The following is a 19,206-nucleotide window of genomic DNA, read 5'->3' as shown; positions in this document are numbered from 1 at the left end:
GAGGCCCGGCGCGCGTGCGCCGGGACGCCACCGGCCGTCAGGCCGCCTCGCGCAGCGCGCGCGCCGCCTGGACCATGCCGATCAGCGCGGCCTCTGTTTCCGGCCAGGCGCGCGTCTTCAGGCCGCAATCGGGATTGACCCACAGGCGTTCCTTGGGCAGGCGGGCGGCGGCCTTGTTCATCAGGTCAACCATCCAGCCGACCTCGGGCACGTTGGGCGAGTGGATGTCGTACACGCCCGGGCCGATGTCGTTCGGGTACCGGAAGTCCTCAAACGCCTTGAGCAGCTCCATATTGGAACGCGACGTTTCGATCGTGATCACATCGGCGTCCATGGCGGCAATCGATTCGATGATGTCGTTGAATTCCGAATAGCACATATGCGTGTGGATCTGCGTCTCCTCGCGCACGCCGGCGGTCGACAGGCGGAAGCAGTCCACGGCCCAGTCCAGGTATGCCTGCCAATCGGCGCGGCGCAGCGGCAGGCCTTCGCGGATGGCCGGCTCATCGATCTGGATGACGTTGATCCCAGCCGCTTCCAGGTCCACGACTTCGTCGCGCAGCGCCAGCGCCAGCTGGCGGCAGGTGGCTTCGCGCGGCTGGTCGTCACGCACGAACGACCACTGCAGAATGGTGACCGGACCGGTCAGCATGCCTTTGACCGGCTTGTCGGTCAGCGACTGGGCGTAGGACGACCAGCCTACCGTCATGGGCGCGGGACGGGCCACGTCGCCGAAAATGATCGGCGGCTTCACGCAGCGCGATCCATAGCTTTGCACCCAGCCGTTTTTCGTGAAGGCAAAGCCGGCCAGCAGCTCCCCGAAGTACTCGACCATGTCGTTGCGCTCGGGCTCGCCGTGCACCAGGACGTCCAGGCCCACCTTTTCCTGGAAGCGGATCACTTCTTCGATCTCCTTGCGGATGGCGGCTTCGTACGCGGAATCCGTCAGGGCGCCCGCCTTCCAGTCGCGGCGCAGCGTGCGGATTTCGGCCGTCTGCGGGAACGAGCCGATCGTGGTGGTGGGATAGGCGGGCAGCCCCAGCTGCTCCTGCTGGCGCGCGATGCGGCCTGCAAACGGCGCCCGGTCGCGCGACATGCCCTTTGCTGCGGCCATGCGCTCGGCCACGGCCGGGTTGTGGATGCGCACCGAGGCGCGGCGCGCGGCCAGCGCCGCGCGCTGGCTTGCCAGCCCCTGCTGCACCGTGGGGTCCGTGGCGCTGCTCAGCGCGCGGCCCAGCAGGCTCAGCTCGTCGAGCTTCTGGGCGGCAAAGGACAGCCAGCTCTTGAGTTCGGCGTCCAGTTCGGTTTCGTTTTCCAGGTCGACGGGCACGTGCAGCAGCGAGCACGACGGCGCCAACCACAGTCGGTCGCCAAGCTGGCGCGCAAGCGGGGCCAACGTCGCAATGGCGGCATCAAGATCGGTGCGCCAGATGTTGCGGCCGTTGATGATGCCGGCGGACAAGACCTGCCCGTCGTTCAGGCCCGCCACCACGTCGGCCAATTGTTCGGGAGCACGCACCAGGTCCACGTGCAGGCCGGCCACCGGCAGGGCCTGCGCCGTCGAGAGGTTGTCCTTCAGACCGTCGAAGTAGGTGGCGACCAGCACTTTGACCGCGCTGGCGGACAACGTGGCATAAGCCTGCTTGAAGGCATCGCGCCAGGCTTGCGGCAGGTCGAGCGCCAGGATGGGCTCATCGATCTGCACCCACTCGACGCCCAGCTTGGCAAACCGCGCCAGCACCTCTTCATAGACCGGCAGCAGCGCTGCCAGAAGCTGGAGTTTTCCGGCATCGGCGGCGCCGCCGGCAAAGGCGTCGCCCTTGCCCAGGAACAGCCATGTCAGCGGGCCGGGAATGACCGGCTTGACCTCAAGACCCAGCGCCTGGGCTTCCCTAACCTGGTCGAACAGGCTTTCGCGGGCAACGCGGAAGGTCTGGCCGGGCACCAGTTCCGGGACGATGTAGTGGTAGTTGGTATCGAACCACTTGGTCATGTCGCAGGCGGCGGCGGGCTTGCCCGACGGCGCGCGGCCGCGGCCCATGCGAAAGAGCGTGTCCAAGGACACCGGCTCGCTGTCCTTTTGGCCGAAGCGCGCCGGCACTGCGCCCAGCAGCGTTGTCCATTCCAGGATCTGGTCGTACCAGGCGAAGTCGCCCACCGGCACGAACTTCAGGCCGGCCGCCGCCTGAAGGCGCCAATGGCGGGCGCGCAGTTCACGGCCCGTGTCTTCCAGGGCGTCGGCGGTCTGCTTGCCGGCCCAATAGGCCTCGACCGCCCGCTTGAGTTCACGCTGGGCGCCGATCCGGGGGAAACCCAAATTATGAATCGTAGTCATGTTGTAGCCGCCATCCACAAAATTTGTTCAAGTGGCGATCATTCTGAGGCCAAATCAAAATGAATCAAAATCAATGTACGCATTCATAAGATGAGGAAACCTCATAGAATAGGCAGTCATGCCGACCCGCCGGGGTTCGGCGCCTGGATCCCGCCCCCGGATCCCGACCCTCTCAGCCGCGCTCAATGCTAGAAATCCGCCACCTAGAAACACTGACCGCCATCCGGGATGGCGGCAGCCTTCAGGAAGCCGCAGAACGCCTGCACCTGACGCAATCCGCGCTGTCGCATCAGCTGCGGGATCTCGAAACCCGCCTGGGCACACCTCTGCTGAATCGGCGCACGCGGCCGGCCCGGCTGACCACGGCAGGGCTGCGGGTGCTGGCGCTGGCCGATGAGGTCCTGCCGCGCATCCGCGCCACGGAACGCGACCTGCAGCGGCTGGCGGCTGGGCGCACAGGCCGGCTGCACCTGGCGATCGACTGTCATTCCTGTTTTCAGTGGCTGATGCCGGCGCTGGACGCCTTCCGCGTGCAATGGCCCGATGTGGCGCTGGACCTGTCCGCGGCGTTCTCGTTCGCCCCTCTGCCCGCGCTGGTGCGCGGCGACCTGGACCTGGTCATCACGTCAGACCCGCAGCCGCTGGACGCGGTGGAATACCTGCCGCTATTCAAATATGAGCTGGTGCTGGCCGTGTCCGAATCCAACCCGCTCGCCGGCAGCAAATTTATCCTGCCGGAACAGTTGGCGGACCAGACGCTGATCACCTATCCGGTGGACAAACAGCGGCTGGACGTCTTCACGGCCTTTCTGGACCCGGCCGACGTGGAGCCCGCCGCGGTCCGCAAGGCGGAACTCACGCCGATCATTGCGCAACTGGTGGCCAGCAATCGGGGCGTGGCGGCCCTGCCGAACTGGGCGCTGACGGAATACATGAATCAGGGATGGCTACGGCTTTGCCGCCTGGGCCCGCAAGGCGTGTGGCGCACGCTGTATGCAACCGTGCGCAGCGAGGACACGGACGCCTCGTATATCGACGAGTTTCTGACCATTACCCGCGACGTCTGCTTCAAGACGCTGTCGGGCATCAAGTCGGCGAAGTGACGACCGAAGTGAAAACGTAAGGAACAACGACGGCCACAGCGGCGCCGGGTGGGTAGATGCCTGCGGGAAACCACGCCGGCTGGCCGGGCGTCAGTCTTCGTCGCCCTCGCCGAGGATGCGCCGGATGACGTCGTGCGCGAAACCCCGGCTGGCCAGAAAGCGCGCCTGCTTTGCGTAGACCGCGCGATCTTCGGGCTTGGCGCTGAAGCGCTTTTTCCAGACCTCAAGCGCCCGGTCGTATTCGGTGGCGCGAAGTTGTTCGCGCAGTTCCGCGACCTGGTTGTCGTCCATGCCATGCTGGCGCAATTCCTGCACGATGCGCGCCGCCCCCTGCCGCGAGGCGCGCCGATGAACCAGGCTTTGGGCGAAGCGTTCGGTGGACAGCCAGCCCTCTTTCTCAAGCGCGTCGAGTACCGATTCGACCTCGGCCGCATCTTCGGCGTAAGCAGCCAGCTTGCGCGCCAATTCTTCGCGCGCGTGCTCGCGCCGCGACAGATACCCCACTGCCCGCATCTTCAGTGACGGCCCCTTGCGCGCCTGCTTGCCGTCGGACGTTGACGCCTCGTCGGCGCTGGCGGCGGTGTCAGCACGCCGGCCGCGCGCGGCGCCGCGGCGATCGGAACTGCGCTGCTCGGAACTGCGTTGCCACAGGCTGGAGGATTCGGCGCCATCGGCCGAATCGTCAGACGCTGCGGTTTCGCGGGCCACCCGCGCATCGGACGTGCGCCGCAAGCCTTGCGGCTTGGCGACCGTTTCGAATTCGTCGTCCAACCTGGCGCGTTGGCGCTCGGCGGACGCGGGAGTCGATTTCCAGCTCATGCGCTTTCCTGCTAAACAAAACGGCAGGCCCATCTTGGCGCCTGCCGCAGTTTGCCAGCCCAGCCGGGCCGGCGATGGGACTTGCCTGAACCGTGGCGAGCCCTGTCGAATGGCCGGGATTATTCGGCGGTGTCTTCCGCCGTGGGCACGAATTCAGCGGCGCGGCTGACGATGCCCTGGTTTTCGCGGACGCGGTTTTCGATTTCGATGGCCATGTCCTTATGCTCTTTCAGGTATTCGCGCACGTTGTCCTTGCCCTGACCGATGCGGTTGCCGTTGTAGCTGTACCAGGCGCCCGACTTGTCGACGACGTTGGCGGCCACGCCCAGGTCGATGATTTCGCCTTCGCGCGAGATGCCGGCGCCATACATGATGTCGAACTCGGCCTGCTTGAACGGCGGCGCAACCTTGTTCTTGACGACCTTGACGCGGGTTTCGTTGCCGACGACCTCGTCGCCCTTCTTGATGGAACCGATGCGGCGGATATCCAGGCGCACGGACGCGTAGAACTTGAGCGCGTTGCCGCCGGTGGTGGTTTCGGGGTTGCCGAACATGACGCCGATCTTCATCCGGATCTGGTTGATGAAGATGACCATGCAGTTGGTCTTCTTGATGGTGGCGGTCAGCTTGCGCAGCGCCTGGCTCATCAGACGGGCCTGCAGGCCGGGCAGCGAATCGCCCATTTCGCCTTCGATTTCGGCCTTGGGCACCAGCGCGGCCACCGAGTCGACGACGATCAGGTCGACCGAACCCGAGCGCACCAGCGCGTCGGTGATTTCCAGCGCCTGCTCGCCCGTGTCCGGCTGCGAGATCAGCAGGTCGGCCAGGTTGACGCCCAGCTTGGACGCGTACTGGACATCCAGTGCGTGTTCCGCGTCGACGAAGGCGCAGGTGCCGCCCAGCTTTTGCATTTCGGCGACGACCTGCAGCGTGAGGGTGGTCTTGCCCGACGATTCCGGACCGTAGATTTCGACGACACGGCCGCGCGGCAAGCCGCCGACGCCCAGCGCGATATCCAGACCGAGCGAACCCGTGGAAACCACCTGGATGTCGTGCGAGACCTCGTTGTCGCCGTAGCGCATGATCGAGCCCTTGCCGAACTGCTTTTCGATCTGCGAAAGCGCTGCGGCGAGCGCCTTGGCCTTTTCCGAAGCGGCGGCCTTGGTGGTTTTGTCGTCCATGAGGAGTCCTGTCTGTAACGTATCTGGAAGTCGGAAAAACTGCGGGTCTGAGCTGGCCGGGCTTGATGCCTGCCCTACGGCCTGACGTGGAGCCTTGAGCTACGGATCAGATTATGGCATCGGATTGTACTGTACAAAAAACCAGTGTGCCAGTCTTTTGCACGTATACCCTGAGTGGCAAGCCCGGCGCCGTATGACAGAATCCGGAGCGATCCCGGTATTTTCGCCTTTCTCCGTCCCCCGGGCCGGCGTGTATCTTCCTAGCAGCAGCCCATGCGTATCCTGATCGCCGAAGACGACAGCATCCTGGCCGATGGCCTGTCCCGCTCGTTGCGCCACAACGGCTATGCAGTGGACGCCGTGCGCGACGGGCTTGCCGCCGATTCCGCGCTGGCCGCCCAGGCCTTCGACCTGCTCATCCTCGATCTCGGGCTGCCGCAACTGGCCGGCCTGGAAGTGCTGCGCCGCCTGCGTGCCCGCAACTCCGCCCTGCCCGTCCTCATCCTGACCGCCGCCGACAGCATCGAGCAGCGCGTCAAGGGCCTGGACCTGGGCGCGGACGACTACATGGCCAAGCCCTTCGCGCTGTCCGAGCTCGAAGCCCGCGTGCGCGCGCTGACGCGGCGTGGCGCGGGCGGCGGCGGCACGATGATCAAGCACGGCAAGCTGCTCTTTGACCAGACTGGCCGTGTCGCCATCGTGGACGACCAGACGCTGGATCTGTCGGCCCGCGAGGTCAGCCTGCTCGAAATCCTGCTGACGCGCAGCGGACGCATGGTCAGCAAGACCCAACTGGTCGACCATCTGTGCGAATGGGGCGAGGAGGTCAGCACCAACGCCATCGAGGTCTACGTGCATCGCCTGCGCAAAAAGCTCGAGCCCAGCGGCGTGAAGATCGTCACCGTGCGCGGCCTGGGCTACTGTCTTGAGCGGGACCAGGGTGCGGCGTACCTCGCAAGCTGAGCCCTCACCAGAGCCGCTCAACCAGGAAGCCCTGGATATCATGCAAGCCGGGTCCAAGGGCCCGAGCTTTGCGCCGCCCCAACGTTCGCTGCTGGGCGAAATCCTGGACTGGATGCTGGCGCCGCTGTTCCTGCTGTGGCCCATGAGCGTCGCAATCACCTATGTGGTCGCGCAGAACATCGCCAACGTGCCGTACGACCGCGCGCTGGCCAACAACCTGCACGTCTTGACGCGCCAGGTCCACGCGCAGGATGGCCGCGCGGTGCTGAAGATGACCGACGCCGCGCGCGACGTGCTGCGCGCCGACGAGACGGATAGCGTGTTCTGGCTGGCGCTGGGCAGCCGGGGCGAATACCTGGGCGGCGACCGCGCGCTGCCGCTGCCCACCACCGTGGGACAGCCCCGCCCCGGCGAGGTCCAATACGAGGACGACACGCTGCGCGGCTTTGGCATCCGGCTGGCGTTCACCTGGGTCGACCTGCATCTGCCGGGCACGCAGCCGGCGCTTCTCATCGTGGCCGAGACCGTCGAAAAGCGCACGCAATTGGCCAACGACATCATCAAGGGCGTCATCATCCCGCAATTTGTGGTGCTGCCGATCGCCGTGCTGCTCGTCTGGTTCGGGCTGTCCCGCGGCGTGGCGCCGTTGAATGCGCTGCAGCAGCGCCTGCGCGCCCGCCGTCCCGACGATCTTTCGCCCATCGACGAGCGGGCCGCGCCCTCCGAGATCGCGCCGCTGGTCGCGGCCATGAACGACCTGCTGGACCGGCTGTCCGCCAACGTGCAGGCGCAGCGCCGCTTCGTGGCCGACGCCGCGCATCAATTGAAGACCCCGCTTGCGGGACTGCGCACGCAGGCGGAACTGGCGCTGCGCGACGCCAGCCCCGAGGAAATGCAGTCCAGCCTCCGGCAACTGGTCACCGGCTCGGAACGGGCGACCCGGCTCGTCAATCAGCTGCTGCTGCTGGCACGCGCCGAAAACCCCAGCGCCATCGGCCTGACCCGCACCGACATCAACGCCATCGCCTACGAGCAGACGATGCACTGGGTGCCGCTCGCACTGTCGCTGAACACGGATCTCGGTTTCGAGGGGTCGGACACGCCCGTCCAAATCAACGGCAACCCGCTGCTGCTGGCCGAACTGCTGAACAACCTGGTGGACAACGCCCTGCGCTACACCCCTCGCGGCGGGCATATCACCGTGCGCGTGCTGCAGGCGGACGGCGAGGGGCTCCTGGAGGTCGAGGACTCGGGACCGGGCATTGCGCCCGAAGAGCGCGAGCGCGTGTTCGACCGCTTCTACCGCGTGCTGGGCACGTCCTCCGACGGCAGCGGCCTGGGCCTGGCCATCGTGCGCGAGATCACGCAGAAGCATCAGGCCAGCGTCGTGATCAGCGACCATCCCACCGAACATTCCGACCTGCCCGGCACCCGCATCCGCGTCGCTTTTCCCCTCTACACGCCCCCGCCCGAGCCCGCCGAAAGCTAAGGACTATCCCTAGCCTTCCCCGGAGCACTTACCATTTGTTTCAATTTTAAGATTCAAGTAAGGGTCCCGTCAGAACCTCGTCAGCGTCGCGCCCCAATGTGACGCTTAGCTCGATGTCGGCCGCGCCGGCGGAGGGTCAAGCACGGCGGAAAACCGCCGGCCTAAAAACGAGGAGACATCATGAGCACAACTACCATGGCAGGCCGCGGTCCATCCGCGGATCCGCGTCCGATGACCAAGGAGGAGCGCAAGGTCATCTTCGCGTCTTCGCTCGGCACGGTGTTCGAGTGGTACGACTTTTATCTGTATGGCTCGCTCGCAGCCATCATTGCCCAACACTTCTTTTCCGGCGTGAACCCGACCGCGGGCTTCATCTTCGCGCTGCTGGCCTTCGCGGCAGGTTTCGCGGTGCGGCCGTTCGGCGCGCTGGTGTTCGGCCGCCTGGGCGACCTGGTCGGTCGCAAATACACCTTCCTGGTCACGATCGTGATCATGGGCCTGTCGACGTTCCTGGTCGGCATCCTGCCCAGCTACGCCAGCATCGGCCTGGCCGCTCCCGCCATCCTGATCATCCTGCGCCTCTTGCAAGGCCTGGCGCTGGGCGGCGAATACGGCGGCGCGGCGACCTACGTCGCCGAACACGCCCCGCATGGCCGCCGCGGCTTCTACACGTCCTGGATTCAAACCACCGCGACGCTGGGCCTGTTCCTGTCGCTGCTGATCATCCTGGGCATCCGCACGGTCATGGGCGAAGACGACTTCAAGGCCTGGGGCTGGCGCATTCCGTTCCTGATCTCGGTGGTGCTGCTGGGCATCTCGGTCTGGATCCGGCTGCAACTGAACGAGTCCCCCACCTTCAAGCGCATGAAGGAAGAAGGCAAGGGTTCGAAGGCGCCGATCGCTGAATCGTTCGGCCAATGGAAGAACCTGAAGGTCGTGCTGCTGGCGCTGCTGGGCCTGACCGCAGGCCAGGCCGTGGTCTGGTACACGGGCCAGTTCTACGCGCTGTTCTTCCTGACGCAGACGCTGAAGGTCGACGCCAACACCGCCAACATCCTGATCGCCATCGCCCTCTTGATCGGCACGCCCTTCTTCGTGATCTTCGGCGCGCTGTCGGACAGGATCGGCCGCAAACCCATCATCATGGCGGGCTGCCTGATCGCCGCGGCGACCTATTTCCCGATCTTCCAGGGCCTGACCCACTTCGCCAACCCGGCGCTTGAAAAGGCGCAAGCCACCGCCCCGGTCACGGTGATCGCGGATCCGAGCACCTGCTCGTTCCAGTTCAACCCCGTGGGCACGGCCTCGTTCACCAGCTCTTGCGACGTGATCAAGTCGTTCATGGCCCGCAACTCGGTGAACTACCGCAACGAAGCGGCTCCAGCCGGCTCCGTGGCCCGCGTCAAGATCGGCAATGAAGAGTTCACCTCGTTCGACGGCCGTTCGCTGGCGCCGGCCGAGTTCAAGGCCAAGGTCGCCGAACTCGACAAGACGCTGACCGCCTCGATCCGCAGCCACGGCTACCCGGCCAAGGCCGATCCGGCCCAGACCAACAACGTGATGGTCGTGGTGCTGCTGACGATCCTGGTGCTGTACGTGACCATGGTCTACGGTCCGATCGCCGCCATGCTGGTGGAGATGTTCCCGACGCGCATCCGCTACACGTCGATGAGCCTGCCCTACCACATCGGCAACGGCTGGTTCGGCGGCTTCCTGCCTCCGGTCGCATTCGCCGTGGTCGCGGCCACCGGCAACATCTACGACGGCCTGTGGTATCCGATCATCATCGCCGTCATGACTCTGGTGGTCGGCACGCTCTTCGTGCGCGAATCCAAGGACAACGACATCAACGCCTGACAAACCATCCCCCGCCGGGCGGGACTGCTGCGCCTGCCCGGCCTTTCAAAAGCTCCTCGCGGAGCTTTTTTTTTGTGCCGCACTTTCAGGACCATGTCAGACCTGCGCCAGTAGACTGAGCGCTCAGATTACGGCCTTGCGCAAGATTGCCTGACGATTGATCCCCCTGTCAGACAATTGCAGGGCTGCTGATCTGACACCAATGCCGCGTTCCCCGCGAGCCTTTTATGACGCGGCATTGCGTGCTCCCGTACCGGCCCGACTCTTTATTGAGCCGGGCCGCTTTTTTTGCGGCGGCAAAACCGTGGGCGCGACAATCGCGGCGGCGGCCCGCAAAAGACTAAGGGCGGCCGCAGCGCGACCGCCCTCTTCATGCTGCACGGCCGGCCTTGCGGCCGGCGCGTATCAACGACGCATGCCCACGCCGATGGCGACCACACCCGCCACGATCGCGGCAATGCCTGCCCACGTCGGGATGGGCACCGACTTCTCGGTTTCCGCCGTGGCCTTCACAGATCCGATCTGCAGAACCGTTTCTTCGGACTTGTAGCTAAAGCCCTTATAGGCCAGGGCAACCACGCCCAGGACAATGAGGATCGCGCCAATGATTTTCATCTTTCCACTCCAATCTCACGTTGGTGCGCGGGACATTACCGGATAGGCTGCCCCCTGTCAGTGACAGAACGTGTCGCCTGTTGCCAGCGTGCCTGCCCCCTTCGGCAAAGCCGCCGCGTCGTATAGAATCAACCCTTTTGGCCGACGCTCATGTGGTTCAAGAATCTCAAGATTTACCGCCTCTCCTCGCCCTGGACCCTGACCGGCGAGCAGCTTGAAGAAACGCTGGCGCGCCATGCCTACCAGACCGGCAACAACCTCGAAATGCAAAGCCTGGGCTGGGTGCCCCCGCGCGAGAACGGCGGCCTGGCCCACGAAGTGAACGGCCAGATCCTGCTCAGCCTGCGCGCTGAAAAGAAGCTCTTGCCGGGCACGGTCATCAACCAGGTCGCCAAGGCGCGCGCCCAGGAAATCGAAGAGCAGCAAGGCCACAAGCCTGGCCGCAAGCAGATGAAGGAAATCAAGGAGCGCGTCACGGACGAGCTCCTGCCGCGCGCCTTCAGCGTCTATCGCGACACGCGCGTGTGGATCGACCCGAAGAACAACTGGCTCGTCATTGACGCGGCCGCTTCGGCCAAGGCCGACGAAGTCATCGGCCTGCTCGCCAAGTGCGTCGATCCCTTCCCGCTGGAAAACCTGTACGTCGCCCAATCGCCGGCCTCCGCCATGACCGGCTGGCTGGCCGAGGACGAAGCGCCCACCAACTTCACCATCGACCAGGACACCGAACTGCGCTCGTCCGGTGAAAGCGGCGCCGCGATCCGCTACGTAAAGCACTCCATCGACGCTGACGACGTGCGCCGTCACATCCAGTCGGGCAAGCAGTGCACCCGCCTGGCCATGACGTGGGCCGACCGCGTGTCGTTCGTCCTGACCGAAGGCCTGGACGTCAAGCGCGTGGCGCCGCTGGACGTGCTGAAGGAAGGCAACGAAGGCGTGGCCGCAAACGACGACGAAAAGTTTGATTCCGACATGATGCTGATGACCGGCGAACTGGCCAAGATGATGGCCGAACTGGTCGAAGCGCTGGGCGGCGAAAAGAAGATCTAAGCCGCCTTTAACCGGCAGCAACACCAGGGGCCGCTCTTGTCGAGCGGCCCTTTTTCATGCCTCGACGCTGCGGTCGCGGCCCGCCTGCTTGGCCTTGTACAGCGCCTTGTCGGCGCGATCGATCAGGTAGGCGTAGTCGGGATGGCCGTCGAAGGACGCCACGCCGATGCTGGCTGTCACATGCATCGCGCCGGACTCGGCGATCACGAAGCGATGCCGGCGAATCTCGGCGTTGAGCTTTTCGGCGGCGGCCAGCGCAGCGCCCGGCCCCGTGTCCACCAGCACGACAAGAAATTCCTCGCCGCCATAACGGAACACGAAGTCGCTGGATCGACAGGTCTGGTGCACAACTTCGGCAAACTGGCGCAGGATCTGGTCCCCGCCCGCGTGGCCGTGCGCATCGTTGATGGCCTTGAAGTGATCGATGTCCAGCAACAGCACCGAAAAGCTTGACCGCTGACGCTGCGCCAGCGAGATCTCGCGGCCGATGACGGACGGCAGGAAACGCCGGTTGAGCACGTTGGTCAGCGGATCGCTGCCGCTTTCGATCTCGGCCACCATGTCAAAGAGGCCGTTGAGCAGATGCTTGATGCGCGCCACCAGCTCCTGCAGTTCGCGCACCTGATTGGGCAGCGATTCCGGCGCCTGACTGGCGCTTTGCATCATCCCCGGCAGCACCGTGTCATCCAGCCGCGCCACGGCCTCGACGATCTGCCGCAGCGCCGGCGCGCTTTCGAACAGCACCGCGCCCTTGTGCTGCAGCCAGAGCCCGAACTCCGAGGCGGCCAGCCGCGGCAGCGCCTGCTCCGGCGTGCGGTAGTGCAGGCCGATCAGCACCGCCTGGCTCCATTCCAGCAAGGCGGCGCGTTGCCGCTCGCGTTCGGTCGAAATGTTCTGGCCCAACGCAAAGAGGCGATAGGCCTCGTCGTTGCGGGCGCCCCGATTGATGTCGCGCATGAACGCGCGGCTCATCTGTTCGATGGCCAGGTCGAACAGATTGCACACGTACTGCGTTGCCACGGACGCCGCCTGGCCTTCCAGGCCGCCGGCGCGCAGGCGCTGCGCGATTTCGTTCTTCAGGATGCGGGCGCCCGCCATCACCAGATGGATCGGAATATGGACGCGCGCGTGAACCTCGCCGACCTTCTTCTGCGTGGCCATCAGCACGTCGATATCGCCTTGCTCGTGCACGCAGAGCAGGCCTTTCAGCCAATGCGTCATGCCGCGGTGCAGGCGGGTCGAGACGATTTCGTGAGAGAGCCGCGGGCCGGCTTCGGCATCGGCAAGCAAGGTGGAATAGAAGGCATCCACCAGTTGCGCGGCATGGTCGGACACCAGTGCCGCGACTTGGCCGCGCGTATTGGCGTCGACCGATTGATAGACCGCTTCCCAGGCCTGCGCATTGGAGGCGCTCAGGTAGCACGCCTGGCCGCTGGCTGCATCGGCGGCGGCCGCGGCAGGAGGAACATCGGAACTGCTCGAAGACATAAGATCATCCGCCCAAGAACGGCGTGCGCGCCTGATAGCGGCACTCGCCCGTAAAACCAGCGCGGATTATGCTTGAATTCCCCGTGGCGGGACCGCTTTCGCGGCGCCGCCACGGGCGTCTGGCCTCAATCCAGGCCGTGGAAGACCGAATCGTCGGGACCGACGTGCGACGGATGTTGCCACGTCACGTCGCGCAGCGAATGCTGCACCAGGCCTTCGACGCCCAGCAGCACCGCGAAGATCGCCATGCGGATGGGAATGCCGTTGTCGGTCTGGCGGAAGATCGCCAGACGCGGATCGTGGTTCAGATCCACGCTCAGGTCGTTGGCGCCCGGACGGCTGTCGCGCGGCAGCGGGTGCATCACGATTGTCTCGGGGCTGCAGTAGGCGTCGATGATGGCGCGGTTGACCTGGAAGTCGGGCGTATAGCCTTCGTTTTCTTCGTTGGCGAAACGCTCTTTCTGCACGCGCGTCGCGTAGATGACGTCGGCGCCCGCCAGGCCCTCGGCCAGCGAGGACTTCTGCTCGATGATGTTGCCGTTGCGGCTGGCCTGCTCGACGATGTAGGTCGGCATCTCCAGGCCCTTGGGCGAGATCAGCGAGAACTTCACGTTCTTGTACAGCGCCATCAGCTTGATGAGCGAGTGCACGGTGCGGCCATACTTCAGGTCGCCGACCATGGCGATGTGCGCGCCGTCCAGCAGTTTGCCCAGGCGCGAGAACTCGGTCAGGATCGTGTACAGATCCAGCAGCGCCTGGCTGGGGTGCTCGCCGGGGCCATCACCGCCGTTGACCACGGGAATGTTCGTCGCACGCGCAAATTCCGCGACCGAACCCTGGTCGGGATGGCGAATGACCATGGCGTCCACGTAGCCGCTCATGACGCGGCTGGTGTCGTAGATGGATTCGCCCTTGGCCATCGATGAAAACGTGAAGCCGGTCGTGTCGCACACCGACCCGCCCAGGCGGCAGAACGCGGATCCGAAGCTCACGCGGGTGCGGGTGCTGGCCTCGAAGAACAGGTTGCCCAGCACGGCGCCTTCCAGCACTCGCGACACCTTCTGGCGGCGCGCGATGGGCTGCATCATGTCGGCGACGCGGAACAGGTCTTCGACGGAATCGCGGGTGAATTGGTCCACCGACAGGAGCTGATTCTTGCCTTCGACGGCAATGCGGTCACGCAAGGGGCCGTCTTGTACGCTTTGCGTATATTTTTCGAGCAGCACGCCGTTTTGCACGATTTCGCTGACGAACCGCTGCACCACTTCCGGCATGGCTCGGAACTCCTGCGAGCCTTCAGGCAACAGCCAGGTGTCCAGCGCGCGGCGTTTGACGCCGATGCGGGTGGCGAACACGTCGCGGGTGAGGTTGAGGCGGCGCATGGCGTCGCGCAGAAAGGCTTGCTGGGAGATGCTCATGACGGGCCCCAAGAAGAGGAGTTATATACGCAGTGCGCATATTATTCCGTACGTCTACACAAGTCCAATATTTTTGCGCATACGGGTTTACCCGCGTTTTAACGCTGTGCGTAAGCCGCCGCCTTTGGGGTGTCCGTCACTGCCTGCGCCGCCGCAAACCAGCAGGCGCCGCAGAATGCCAGCGCGCTGGCCACATAGCAAAGTAGCGCCAGCAACTGCGCGGGCCAATGACCGCGCGTCAGATGGCCGTTGTAGCCTTGCCGCAACAGGCTGACCTGCGCAAGGTAGGCAAACGCCACACCCAGGCAAGCCAGCATGAGGCCGCCCAGAAAAAGGATGAGGGGAATCTGGAGATCGGGCGCGGCAATGTCCCCGCCCACGATGCCTAGCGAAAAACCCACCAGGACGAGGGCGGCCGCGCCGTTCAGCCACCCCAGGAACCGGAACGCGCCTGCCAGCAGCGCGAACGACAGGCCATTGGCACGGATCTGCTGGGCGCGGGGATCCATGTATCAGCCGCCGCTGGCGCTACGGCAGATCGGCGTCGCGCTCTGGATCGACTTGCGCGCCGCCGCGATTTCGGCTTCGTCCCACCGGCCTTCGCCCAGGACCGTCACGGTCACCTTGGCGTTGGCAGGGCCTGCGGGTTCCGCGGAAATCAATTCCAGCACCGTCGCGGGCTGACCGACCTTGTAGAGCTGGATCTCGTCCGGCGCGCCCTTCTGGCCCAGCGTGTGGCGCCAGGCATAGGAGACGCCGTACGGATGGCTGACCTGCGTGTGGCAGGTGCGCACGTATTCGCCGGCGCGGCGGAAGGCCGCCTGGTAATTGGTGTCGACGCTGAAGGTCTCTTTCTTTGCGGTTTCCGACTCGTAGACGCCGGTGCTGGCGCATCCGGCCAACGTAGCCGCCAACGCGACACCCACCCATACAGACTTGCGCATGATTCTTCCCGCCATTGCTATTCGGACTTCCGCGATTATGCCAGCGGCAGCAAAAAGGCCACGCTGGAAATGCCAATCTCGTGGCACTTCTGGCGTGGCCTTGCGCCGCCCGAACGGCGGCGAGCCAGACGCACTACCGCTTTTCCGCGGCCCCCTCGATCTTTTCCCCGCCTCGCTGGATATCCTTGCCGGCCCCGGCGACGGTGTTGCACCCGGCCGTCAGCGCAGCAATCGAAAGCATCATGACGAGAAAGACTCTGTTCTTCATAAGACATCTCCTGTCTGGGCATGGAAAAAACGAAACCCAGCATACCTCAAAGGCCCCGTTTTTTGCGTGACACGAGCGCGCCACCTGTAACAACGCTGCCAAGAAACCGTCACCACCCTTACGCGCCGGTGACATTTGCGAGGCATTCTCGGCTGTCGCGTATTTGTCGCCAATGGATTAGGATGCGCACATGACGAAGACACAAGCATCGCAACCCGCTGGCGCCGGTCCGCAAGGCTGGGGCTGGCAACAGCCTCAATGCCGTGGGCAGGCCGCATTGGCGCTGTTCATCGACGATCTGCATCGCATTTTGCAGGCGCATGCCGCGGGCAAGCTGGCTGACAGCAGCACGCTGGCTGACGCGCAGGCCCAGGTCAATGAGCTGCTGGCGCGGTACAACGAAATTTCCGCTGCCCCGGATATATTCCAGGGGCAGTCAGTCCAACTCAAGGAAGGCATCGACCGCAGCGGCGTATCGCACACGGTGCCGATTTTTTCGCCGCGTCTGAAGCAGTCGCTGGTGTCGATGCTGGGACAGTGACCGGGATGACTCCCTGGAAACTGGCGCCCCCGGCGATCGAACAGAGCAGCCCCCAAAGGAAGGAGACCACAAGATGAGCACGGACAACGTTGTTGAGTTTCTCCGCCTGCTTTCCCTGGACGTGACGCTGGGCACCGCCGCTCAGCATGCCGCCAGCCAGGCCGACGCGCCGCTGGCCCTGGCCCGGCTCGCCACGTCTCATGGCCTGCCCTGCAATGCTTCCGATTGGTCTTCCTTTGCGCGTAACTGCCTGGACAACCTGGACCTGACCGAAGGCGACACCGGCATGGGCAACGCCACGATCTGGCAACTGGTGCAGGATCCCGCGCACGGCACGACCATTCCCGCCAGCGCCATCACCCGCGTGATCGGCATCATCTCGCAGCCCGAGGGCGGCCCGCCCGTGGTGGGCCACGTGGTCGGCGATCTGGCGCCTCGCGCGCCGGTCGGCATGGCCCCGCACACGACGGGCTCCTGATCGCCGCTTGCCAGGCAGTTCGCAGAGGACTGCCGGTTCAGGATTGCGGATTCAGGAATTCCATGACGCCAGCCGCGCCGGCCACGCCGCTGGCCATGCAGGCCGTCAACAGGTAGCCGCCTGTCGGCGCTTCCCAATCCAGCATTTCCCCCACGCAGAAAACGCCGGGCACCGCTTTCAGCATCAGCCCGGCGGTCAACCCGTCGAATGCCACCCCGCCTGCGGTGCTGATCGCTTCGTCGATCGGACGAGGCCGCAGGAGCGTCAAGGGCAAGGCCTTGATTCGCTGGCCCAGCCGCTCCGGATCCTTGAAGTCGTCGGCACTGGCGCACTCTCTGAGCAAGCCCGCCTTCACGCCCGTCAGCCCCAGGCGGCTTTGCAAGTGGCTCGACATCGAGCGCGCGCCGCGCGGATGCGTCACTGCGGCCATCACCTTCTCGTGAGGCCAGTCCGGCGCAAGGTCCAGCAAGGCCACGGCGCTGCCGCCGGTGTCGATCCGGTCCCGCAGGGGGGCCGACAAGGCATAGACGAGGCTGCCTTCGATCCCGGTTTCCGATACGACGAACTCGCCCTGGCGGCGAAGTCCGCCGCAGGCCATGGACACCGATTTGACGGGCTGACCGGCAAAGCGGCTGCGGAAGTGATCGGACCAAGCGACGTCGAACCCGCAATTGGCGGGCCGCAATGCCGCAACCGGCACACCGTGCGACTGGAAATCCGGCACCCAGGCGCCATCGGATCCCAGCTTGGCCCAACTGCCGCCGCCCAGCGCCAGCACGACGGCATCCGCCGCATGCTGCGTCTGGCCGGCGGGCGTCTCGAAGCGCAACGCGTCCACACCGGGCTTGCCGCCGCGCCAGCCGAGCCAGCGGTGCCGCATGTGAAAGCGAACGCCCTGTCCGCGCAGCCGGGCTAGCCAGGCGCGCAAAAGCGGCGCGGCCTTCATCTCCTGGGGAAACACCCGGCCCGATGAACCCACGAAGGTCTGGATGCCCAACGCGTGAGCCCACTCGCGTAGCGCGGCGGCGCCCATCTTCTGCAGCCACGGCTGCACGAAAGGGGCGCGATCGCCGTAGCGGGCAAGAAAGGGCTCGGCGGGCTCGCTGTGCGTCAAATTCAGGCCGCCCCGTCCCGCCATCAGGAATTTGCGTCCCACCGAGGGCATGGCGTCGAACACGTCGACCTGCACCCCCGCTTCGCTCAGCTTTTCGGCGGCCATCAGGCCGGCCGGGCCGCCCCCGATGATGGCAACGCGTTTGGCGGACAGGCTCATGGCGCCGTCGCCTTGGTGACAGGACGCGGAAGGGGAAAAGCGGAACGCATGCGGGAGAAAACCGGGACGAAGATGACGTTCGGACGTCGGGCCGTGGGGACGCAGATTGTCTCATGGCTGCGCCGGCTGGCAGCGGGATCGCCCGCTTTGACTGCCCGGAAAGCGCAACGGCGGCCACTTCTTGACCGCCGGCGCCAAGCCCATGTTTCTGCTAGAGAAATTGCATATACGCAGCAGCTATCCCAAGGGTTTTCCACAATCCCTGTGGGTAACTGCCGCGGCGATTCAGACAAGAATCAGGCGCGCTCGGCCGCCTGCATCGGGCCGGACCAGGGCTCGGCATCCAGCTGGAAACGCAGTTCCTGGTACTCGCCATCGACGGCGACCGTGCGCAGCAGCCCGGCATCCAGCGCCTGCCCCAACGCGCGGCGGCACAGGGTTTCGGGGTCGTCCGGCAGCGACTGGAAGACGCCGTCGGGAATGCGCAGTCTCAGCAATGCATGGGGATCGCCGCGGTCGGCCGGACGGCCGATATGGATGTGGGCGGGATACCCGTGCGGGCACCAGATGCCCACGTGGTACTTGCCCTCAGCGCCCGTATCAGCAACGTAGCCGGGATGATCGTATTTTGCGGTTCCCATGGACACTCCTTTTGTGCGGCAATGTAGCGCGCGTGACCCATGGTAGCGCAGGGTGCGCGGCCGTGTCCGGGCGCGGCTATCGGGGAAACTCCGAACGCACGCGCGGCATGACCCAGCGCAATCGGCAGACGAAAAAAAGCCGCGACGGCGTCGCGGCTTTTTTGCTGTGGCCTTGCCGGGGCATGTGAAACGCGCCGCTTGCAAGACCGGGTACTGCTTGAAACTGGTTGCGGGGGCAGGATTTGAACCTACGACCTTCGGGTTATGAGCCCGACGAGCTGCCAGACTGCTCCACCCCGCGTCTGATGTGTGAATCATACATCATTTTGAAATCTTGTGCAGCGCACCCAGGCGAATGTTTCCGTTTTTCGACACGAAACGATGAAAAAAGCCGGCTGCCCGGCGCATGACCGAAGGCAAACGGCCTTCGGCATCCAGGCATATCACCTGTGCGCCGCCCAGCGCGATCACGCGCACCGCGCCCCCGTAGGTCACGCCGTGCGCCTCCCCTGCGTTCAGGCGAACCGGAACGACGCGATGCAGACCGTTCGCGGCTTCCAGGCCGTTTGCGCCCTCTTCGACGCGCACGCTGCCTTCAGTGCAGACGACGGCGGCGCCTGCGCGCAGCACGAACATCCGGCTGGCGCCGGCGGGAAGATCCAGGCGCTGGCCTGGCAAGTCGGGGGTGGATTGCGGGGTCATGATGGTCTCCAGAAGCACCATGACAGGCTACGCGCGCCCTG

General features: G+C 65.1%; 19 protein-coding genes and 1 tRNA gene. 7 read left to right on the top strand and 13 right to left on the bottom strand.

What is annotated here, in order from left to right; all coding sequences use genetic code 11:
• Positions 1-37 precede the first annotated feature (37 nt).
• Positions 38-2,335 (bottom strand): 5-methyltetrahydropteroyltriglutamate--homocysteine S-methyltransferase, encoded by a 2,298-nt coding sequence (metE, locus tag ASD87_RS14130; RefSeq protein ID WP_056322769.1) that lies wholly within the window; start codon positions 2,333-2,335, stop codon positions 38-40.
• Between the two features lie 185 nt (positions 2,336-2,520).
• On the opposite strand from metE, the gene ASD87_RS14125 reads away from it, so the two are divergent.
• The gene (locus ASD87_RS14125; protein WP_056322542.1) at positions 2,521-3,438 is read left to right on the top strand and encodes a LysR family transcriptional regulator; all 918 of its coding nucleotides are present in this window, start codon (positions 2,521-2,523) and stop codon (positions 3,436-3,438) included.
• A gap of 90 nt (positions 3,439-3,528) precedes the next feature.
• Here ASD87_RS14125 and recX read toward each other — a convergent pair whose 3' ends face one another.
• Positions 3,529-4,257: a recombination regulator RecX gene (recX, locus tag ASD87_RS14120; protein ID WP_156403419.1), complete on the bottom strand. Its 729-nt coding sequence runs from the start codon at positions 4,255-4,257 to the stop codon at positions 3,529-3,531.
• Between the two features lie 119 nt (positions 4,258-4,376).
• A complete protein-coding gene (gene recA, locus ASD87_RS14115; RefSeq protein WP_056322539.1) occupies positions 4,377-5,438 on the bottom strand; it encodes a recombinase RecA in 1,062 nt (353 codons plus the stop codon).
• Positions 5,439-5,711: 273 nt separating this feature from the next.
• On the opposite strand from recA, the gene ASD87_RS14110 reads away from it, so the two are divergent.
• The 3 genes from ASD87_RS14110 (at position 5,712) to ASD87_RS14100 (ending at position 9,747) form a co-directional block, all read left to right on the top strand.
• Positions 5,712-6,401, top strand: a complete 690-nt coding sequence (locus tag ASD87_RS14110; RefSeq protein ID WP_056322537.1) for a response regulator transcription factor — start codon at positions 5,712-5,714, stop codon at positions 6,399-6,401.
• A 112-nt stretch (positions 6,402-6,513) separates the two neighbouring features.
• Positions 6,514-7,890, top strand: coding sequence for a sensor histidine kinase (locus tag ASD87_RS14105; RefSeq protein WP_156403425.1), 1,377 nt, complete (start codon positions 6,514-6,516; stop codon positions 7,888-7,890).
• A gap of 195 nt (positions 7,891-8,085) precedes the next feature.
• The gene (locus tag ASD87_RS14100; protein ID WP_056322531.1) at positions 8,086-9,747 is read left to right on the top strand and encodes an MFS transporter; all 1,662 of its coding nucleotides are present in this window, start codon (positions 8,086-8,088) and stop codon (positions 9,745-9,747) included.
• A 405-nt stretch (positions 9,748-10,152) separates the two neighbouring features.
• Here ASD87_RS14100 and ASD87_RS14095 read toward each other — a convergent pair whose 3' ends face one another.
• Positions 10,153-10,362, bottom strand: a complete 210-nt coding sequence (locus ASD87_RS14095; protein ID WP_056322527.1) for a hypothetical protein — start codon at positions 10,360-10,362, stop codon at positions 10,153-10,155.
• Between the two features lie 150 nt (positions 10,363-10,512).
• On the opposite strand from ASD87_RS14095, the gene ASD87_RS14090 reads away from it, so the two are divergent.
• Complete coding sequence (locus tag ASD87_RS14090; RefSeq protein ID WP_056322525.1) at positions 10,513-11,412, top strand: recombination-associated protein RdgC; 900 nt, start codon at positions 10,513-10,515, stop codon at positions 11,410-11,412.
• A gap of 54 nt (positions 11,413-11,466) precedes the next feature.
• Here the strand turns inward: ASD87_RS14090 and ASD87_RS14085 are convergent, their stop codons facing one another.
• The 5 genes from ASD87_RS14085 to ASD87_RS14065 form a co-directional block, all read right to left on the bottom strand.
• Positions 11,467-12,900 (bottom strand): diguanylate cyclase, encoded by a 1,434-nt coding sequence (locus ASD87_RS14085; protein ID WP_056322522.1) that lies wholly within the window; start codon positions 12,898-12,900, stop codon positions 11,467-11,469.
• Between the two features lie 125 nt (positions 12,901-13,025).
• On the bottom strand, positions 13,026-14,318 hold the full coding sequence (locus ASD87_RS14080; RefSeq protein WP_056322519.1) for an aspartate carbamoyltransferase: 1,293 nt from the start codon (positions 14,316-14,318) through the stop codon (positions 13,026-13,028).
• A 98-nt stretch (positions 14,319-14,416) separates the two neighbouring features.
• On the bottom strand, positions 14,417-14,827 hold the full coding sequence (locus ASD87_RS14075) for a hypothetical protein (protein WP_056322516.1): 411 nt from the start codon (positions 14,825-14,827) through the stop codon (positions 14,417-14,419).
• A 3-nt stretch (positions 14,828-14,830) separates the two neighbouring features.
• Positions 14,831-15,262: a BPTD_2524 family lipoprotein gene (locus tag ASD87_RS14070; protein ID WP_056322513.1), complete on the bottom strand. Its 432-nt coding sequence runs from the start codon at positions 15,260-15,262 to the stop codon at positions 14,831-14,833.
• A 133-nt stretch (positions 15,263-15,395) separates the two neighbouring features.
• Complete coding sequence (locus ASD87_RS14065) at positions 15,396-15,530, bottom strand: entericidin A/B family lipoprotein (RefSeq protein WP_056322511.1); 135 nt, start codon at positions 15,528-15,530, stop codon at positions 15,396-15,398.
• A 190-nt stretch (positions 15,531-15,720) separates the two neighbouring features.
• Here ASD87_RS14065 and ASD87_RS14060 point away from each other — a divergent pair, with 190 nt between their 5' ends.
• Both ASD87_RS14060 and ASD87_RS14055 read left to right on the top strand, forming a co-directional pair.
• Positions 15,721-16,071 (top strand): hypothetical protein, encoded by a 351-nt coding sequence (locus ASD87_RS14060; protein WP_056322508.1) that lies wholly within the window; start codon positions 15,721-15,723, stop codon positions 16,069-16,071.
• Positions 16,072-16,144: 73 nt separating this feature from the next.
• Positions 16,145-16,549 carry a hypothetical protein gene (locus ASD87_RS14055; protein ID WP_056322507.1) on the top strand — a complete coding sequence of 135 codons (405 nt, stop codon included), beginning with the start codon at positions 16,145-16,147 and terminating at the stop codon, positions 16,547-16,549.
• Between the two features lie 37 nt (positions 16,550-16,586).
• Here ASD87_RS14055 and ASD87_RS14050 read toward each other — a convergent pair whose 3' ends face one another.
• The 4 genes from ASD87_RS14050 to ASD87_RS14035 all read right to left on the bottom strand — a co-directional run bounded on the left by ASD87_RS14050 (position 16,587) and on the right by ASD87_RS14035 (position 19,165).
• Positions 16,587-17,822, bottom strand: coding sequence for a TIGR03862 family flavoprotein (locus ASD87_RS14050; RefSeq protein ID WP_056322504.1), 1,236 nt, complete (start codon positions 17,820-17,822; stop codon positions 16,587-16,589).
• A 296-nt stretch (positions 17,823-18,118) separates the two neighbouring features.
• Positions 18,119-18,463 carry a hypothetical protein gene (locus ASD87_RS14045; RefSeq protein ID WP_056322501.1) on the bottom strand — a complete coding sequence of 115 codons (345 nt, stop codon included), beginning with the start codon at positions 18,461-18,463 and terminating at the stop codon, positions 18,119-18,121.
• A gap of 224 nt (positions 18,464-18,687) precedes the next feature.
• Positions 18,688-18,764, bottom strand: a tRNA-Met gene (locus tag ASD87_RS14040).
• Positions 18,765-18,784: 20 nt separating this feature from the next.
• On the bottom strand, positions 18,785-19,165 hold the full coding sequence (locus ASD87_RS14035; protein WP_056322764.1) for a hypothetical protein: 381 nt from the start codon (positions 19,163-19,165) through the stop codon (positions 18,785-18,787).
• Positions 19,166-19,206: the final 41 nt, after the last annotated feature.

Source organism: Achromobacter sp. Root170, from assembly GCF_001428165.1.
GTDB lineage: Bacteria > Pseudomonadota > Gammaproteobacteria > Burkholderiales > Burkholderiaceae_B > Achromobacter > Achromobacter mucicolens.
Note: the sequence above shows the minus strand (reverse complement) of the source record. Positions and strands in the feature narration are given on the sequence as shown.

What these genes read in the sequence shown, in the direction of transcription:
- ASD87_RS14085 (WP_056322522.1), bottom strand. Translation starts at nt 12,900, where the DNA reads ATGTCTTCGAGCAGTTCCGATGTTCCTCCTGCCGCGGCCGCCGCCGAT.
- ASD87_RS14060 (WP_056322508.1), top strand. Translation starts at nt 15,721, where the DNA reads ATGACGAAGACACAAGCATCGCAACCCGCTGGCGCCGGTCCGCAAGGC.
- ASD87_RS14035 (WP_056322764.1), bottom strand. Translation starts at nt 19,165, where the DNA reads ATGACCCCGCAATCCACCCCCGACTTGCCAGGCCAGCGCCTGGATCTT.
- recX (WP_156403419.1), bottom strand. Translation starts at nt 4,257, where the DNA reads ATGAGCTGGAAATCGACTCCCGCGTCCGCCGAGCGCCAACGCGCCAGG.
- ASD87_RS14080 (WP_056322519.1), bottom strand. Translation starts at nt 14,318, where the DNA reads ATGAGCATCTCCCAGCAAGCCTTTCTGCGCGACGCCATGCGCCGCCTC.
- ASD87_RS14055 (WP_056322507.1), top strand. Translation starts at nt 16,145, where the DNA reads ATGAGCACGGACAACGTTGTTGAGTTTCTCCGCCTGCTTTCCCTGGAC.
- ASD87_RS14045 (WP_056322501.1), bottom strand. Translation starts at nt 18,463, where the DNA reads ATGGGAACCGCAAAATACGATCATCCCGGCTACGTTGCTGATACGGGC.
- ASD87_RS14070 (WP_056322513.1), bottom strand. Translation starts at nt 15,262, where the DNA reads ATGCGCAAGTCTGTATGGGTGGGTGTCGCGTTGGCGGCTACGTTGGCC.
- ASD87_RS14100 (WP_056322531.1), top strand. Translation starts at nt 8,086, where the DNA reads ATGGCAGGCCGCGGTCCATCCGCGGATCCGCGTCCGATGACCAAGGAG.
- ASD87_RS14105 (WP_156403425.1), top strand. Translation starts at nt 6,514, where the DNA reads ATGCTGGCGCCGCTGTTCCTGCTGTGGCCCATGAGCGTCGCAATCACC.
- ASD87_RS14095 (WP_056322527.1), bottom strand. Translation starts at nt 10,362, where the DNA reads ATGAAAATCATTGGCGCGATCCTCATTGTCCTGGGCGTGGTTGCCCTG.
- metE (WP_056322769.1), bottom strand. Translation starts at nt 2,335, where the DNA reads ATGACTACGATTCATAATTTGGGTTTCCCCCGGATCGGCGCCCAGCGT.
- recA (WP_056322539.1), bottom strand. Translation starts at nt 5,438, where the DNA reads ATGGACGACAAAACCACCAAGGCCGCCGCTTCGGAAAAGGCCAAGGCG.
- ASD87_RS14050 (WP_056322504.1), bottom strand. Translation starts at nt 17,822, where the DNA reads ATGAGCCTGTCCGCCAAACGCGTTGCCATCATCGGGGGCGGCCCGGCC.
- ASD87_RS14075 (WP_056322516.1), bottom strand. Translation starts at nt 14,827, where the DNA reads ATGGATCCCCGCGCCCAGCAGATCCGTGCCAATGGCCTGTCGTTCGCG.
- ASD87_RS14110 (WP_056322537.1), top strand. Translation starts at nt 5,712, where the DNA reads ATGCGTATCCTGATCGCCGAAGACGACAGCATCCTGGCCGATGGCCTG.
- ASD87_RS14090 (WP_056322525.1), top strand. Translation starts at nt 10,513, where the DNA reads ATGTGGTTCAAGAATCTCAAGATTTACCGCCTCTCCTCGCCCTGGACC.
- ASD87_RS14125 (WP_056322542.1), top strand. Translation starts at nt 2,521, where the DNA reads ATGCTAGAAATCCGCCACCTAGAAACACTGACCGCCATCCGGGATGGC.
- ASD87_RS14065 (WP_056322511.1), bottom strand. Translation starts at nt 15,530, where the DNA reads ATGAAGAACAGAGTCTTTCTCGTCATGATGCTTTCGATTGCTGCGCTG.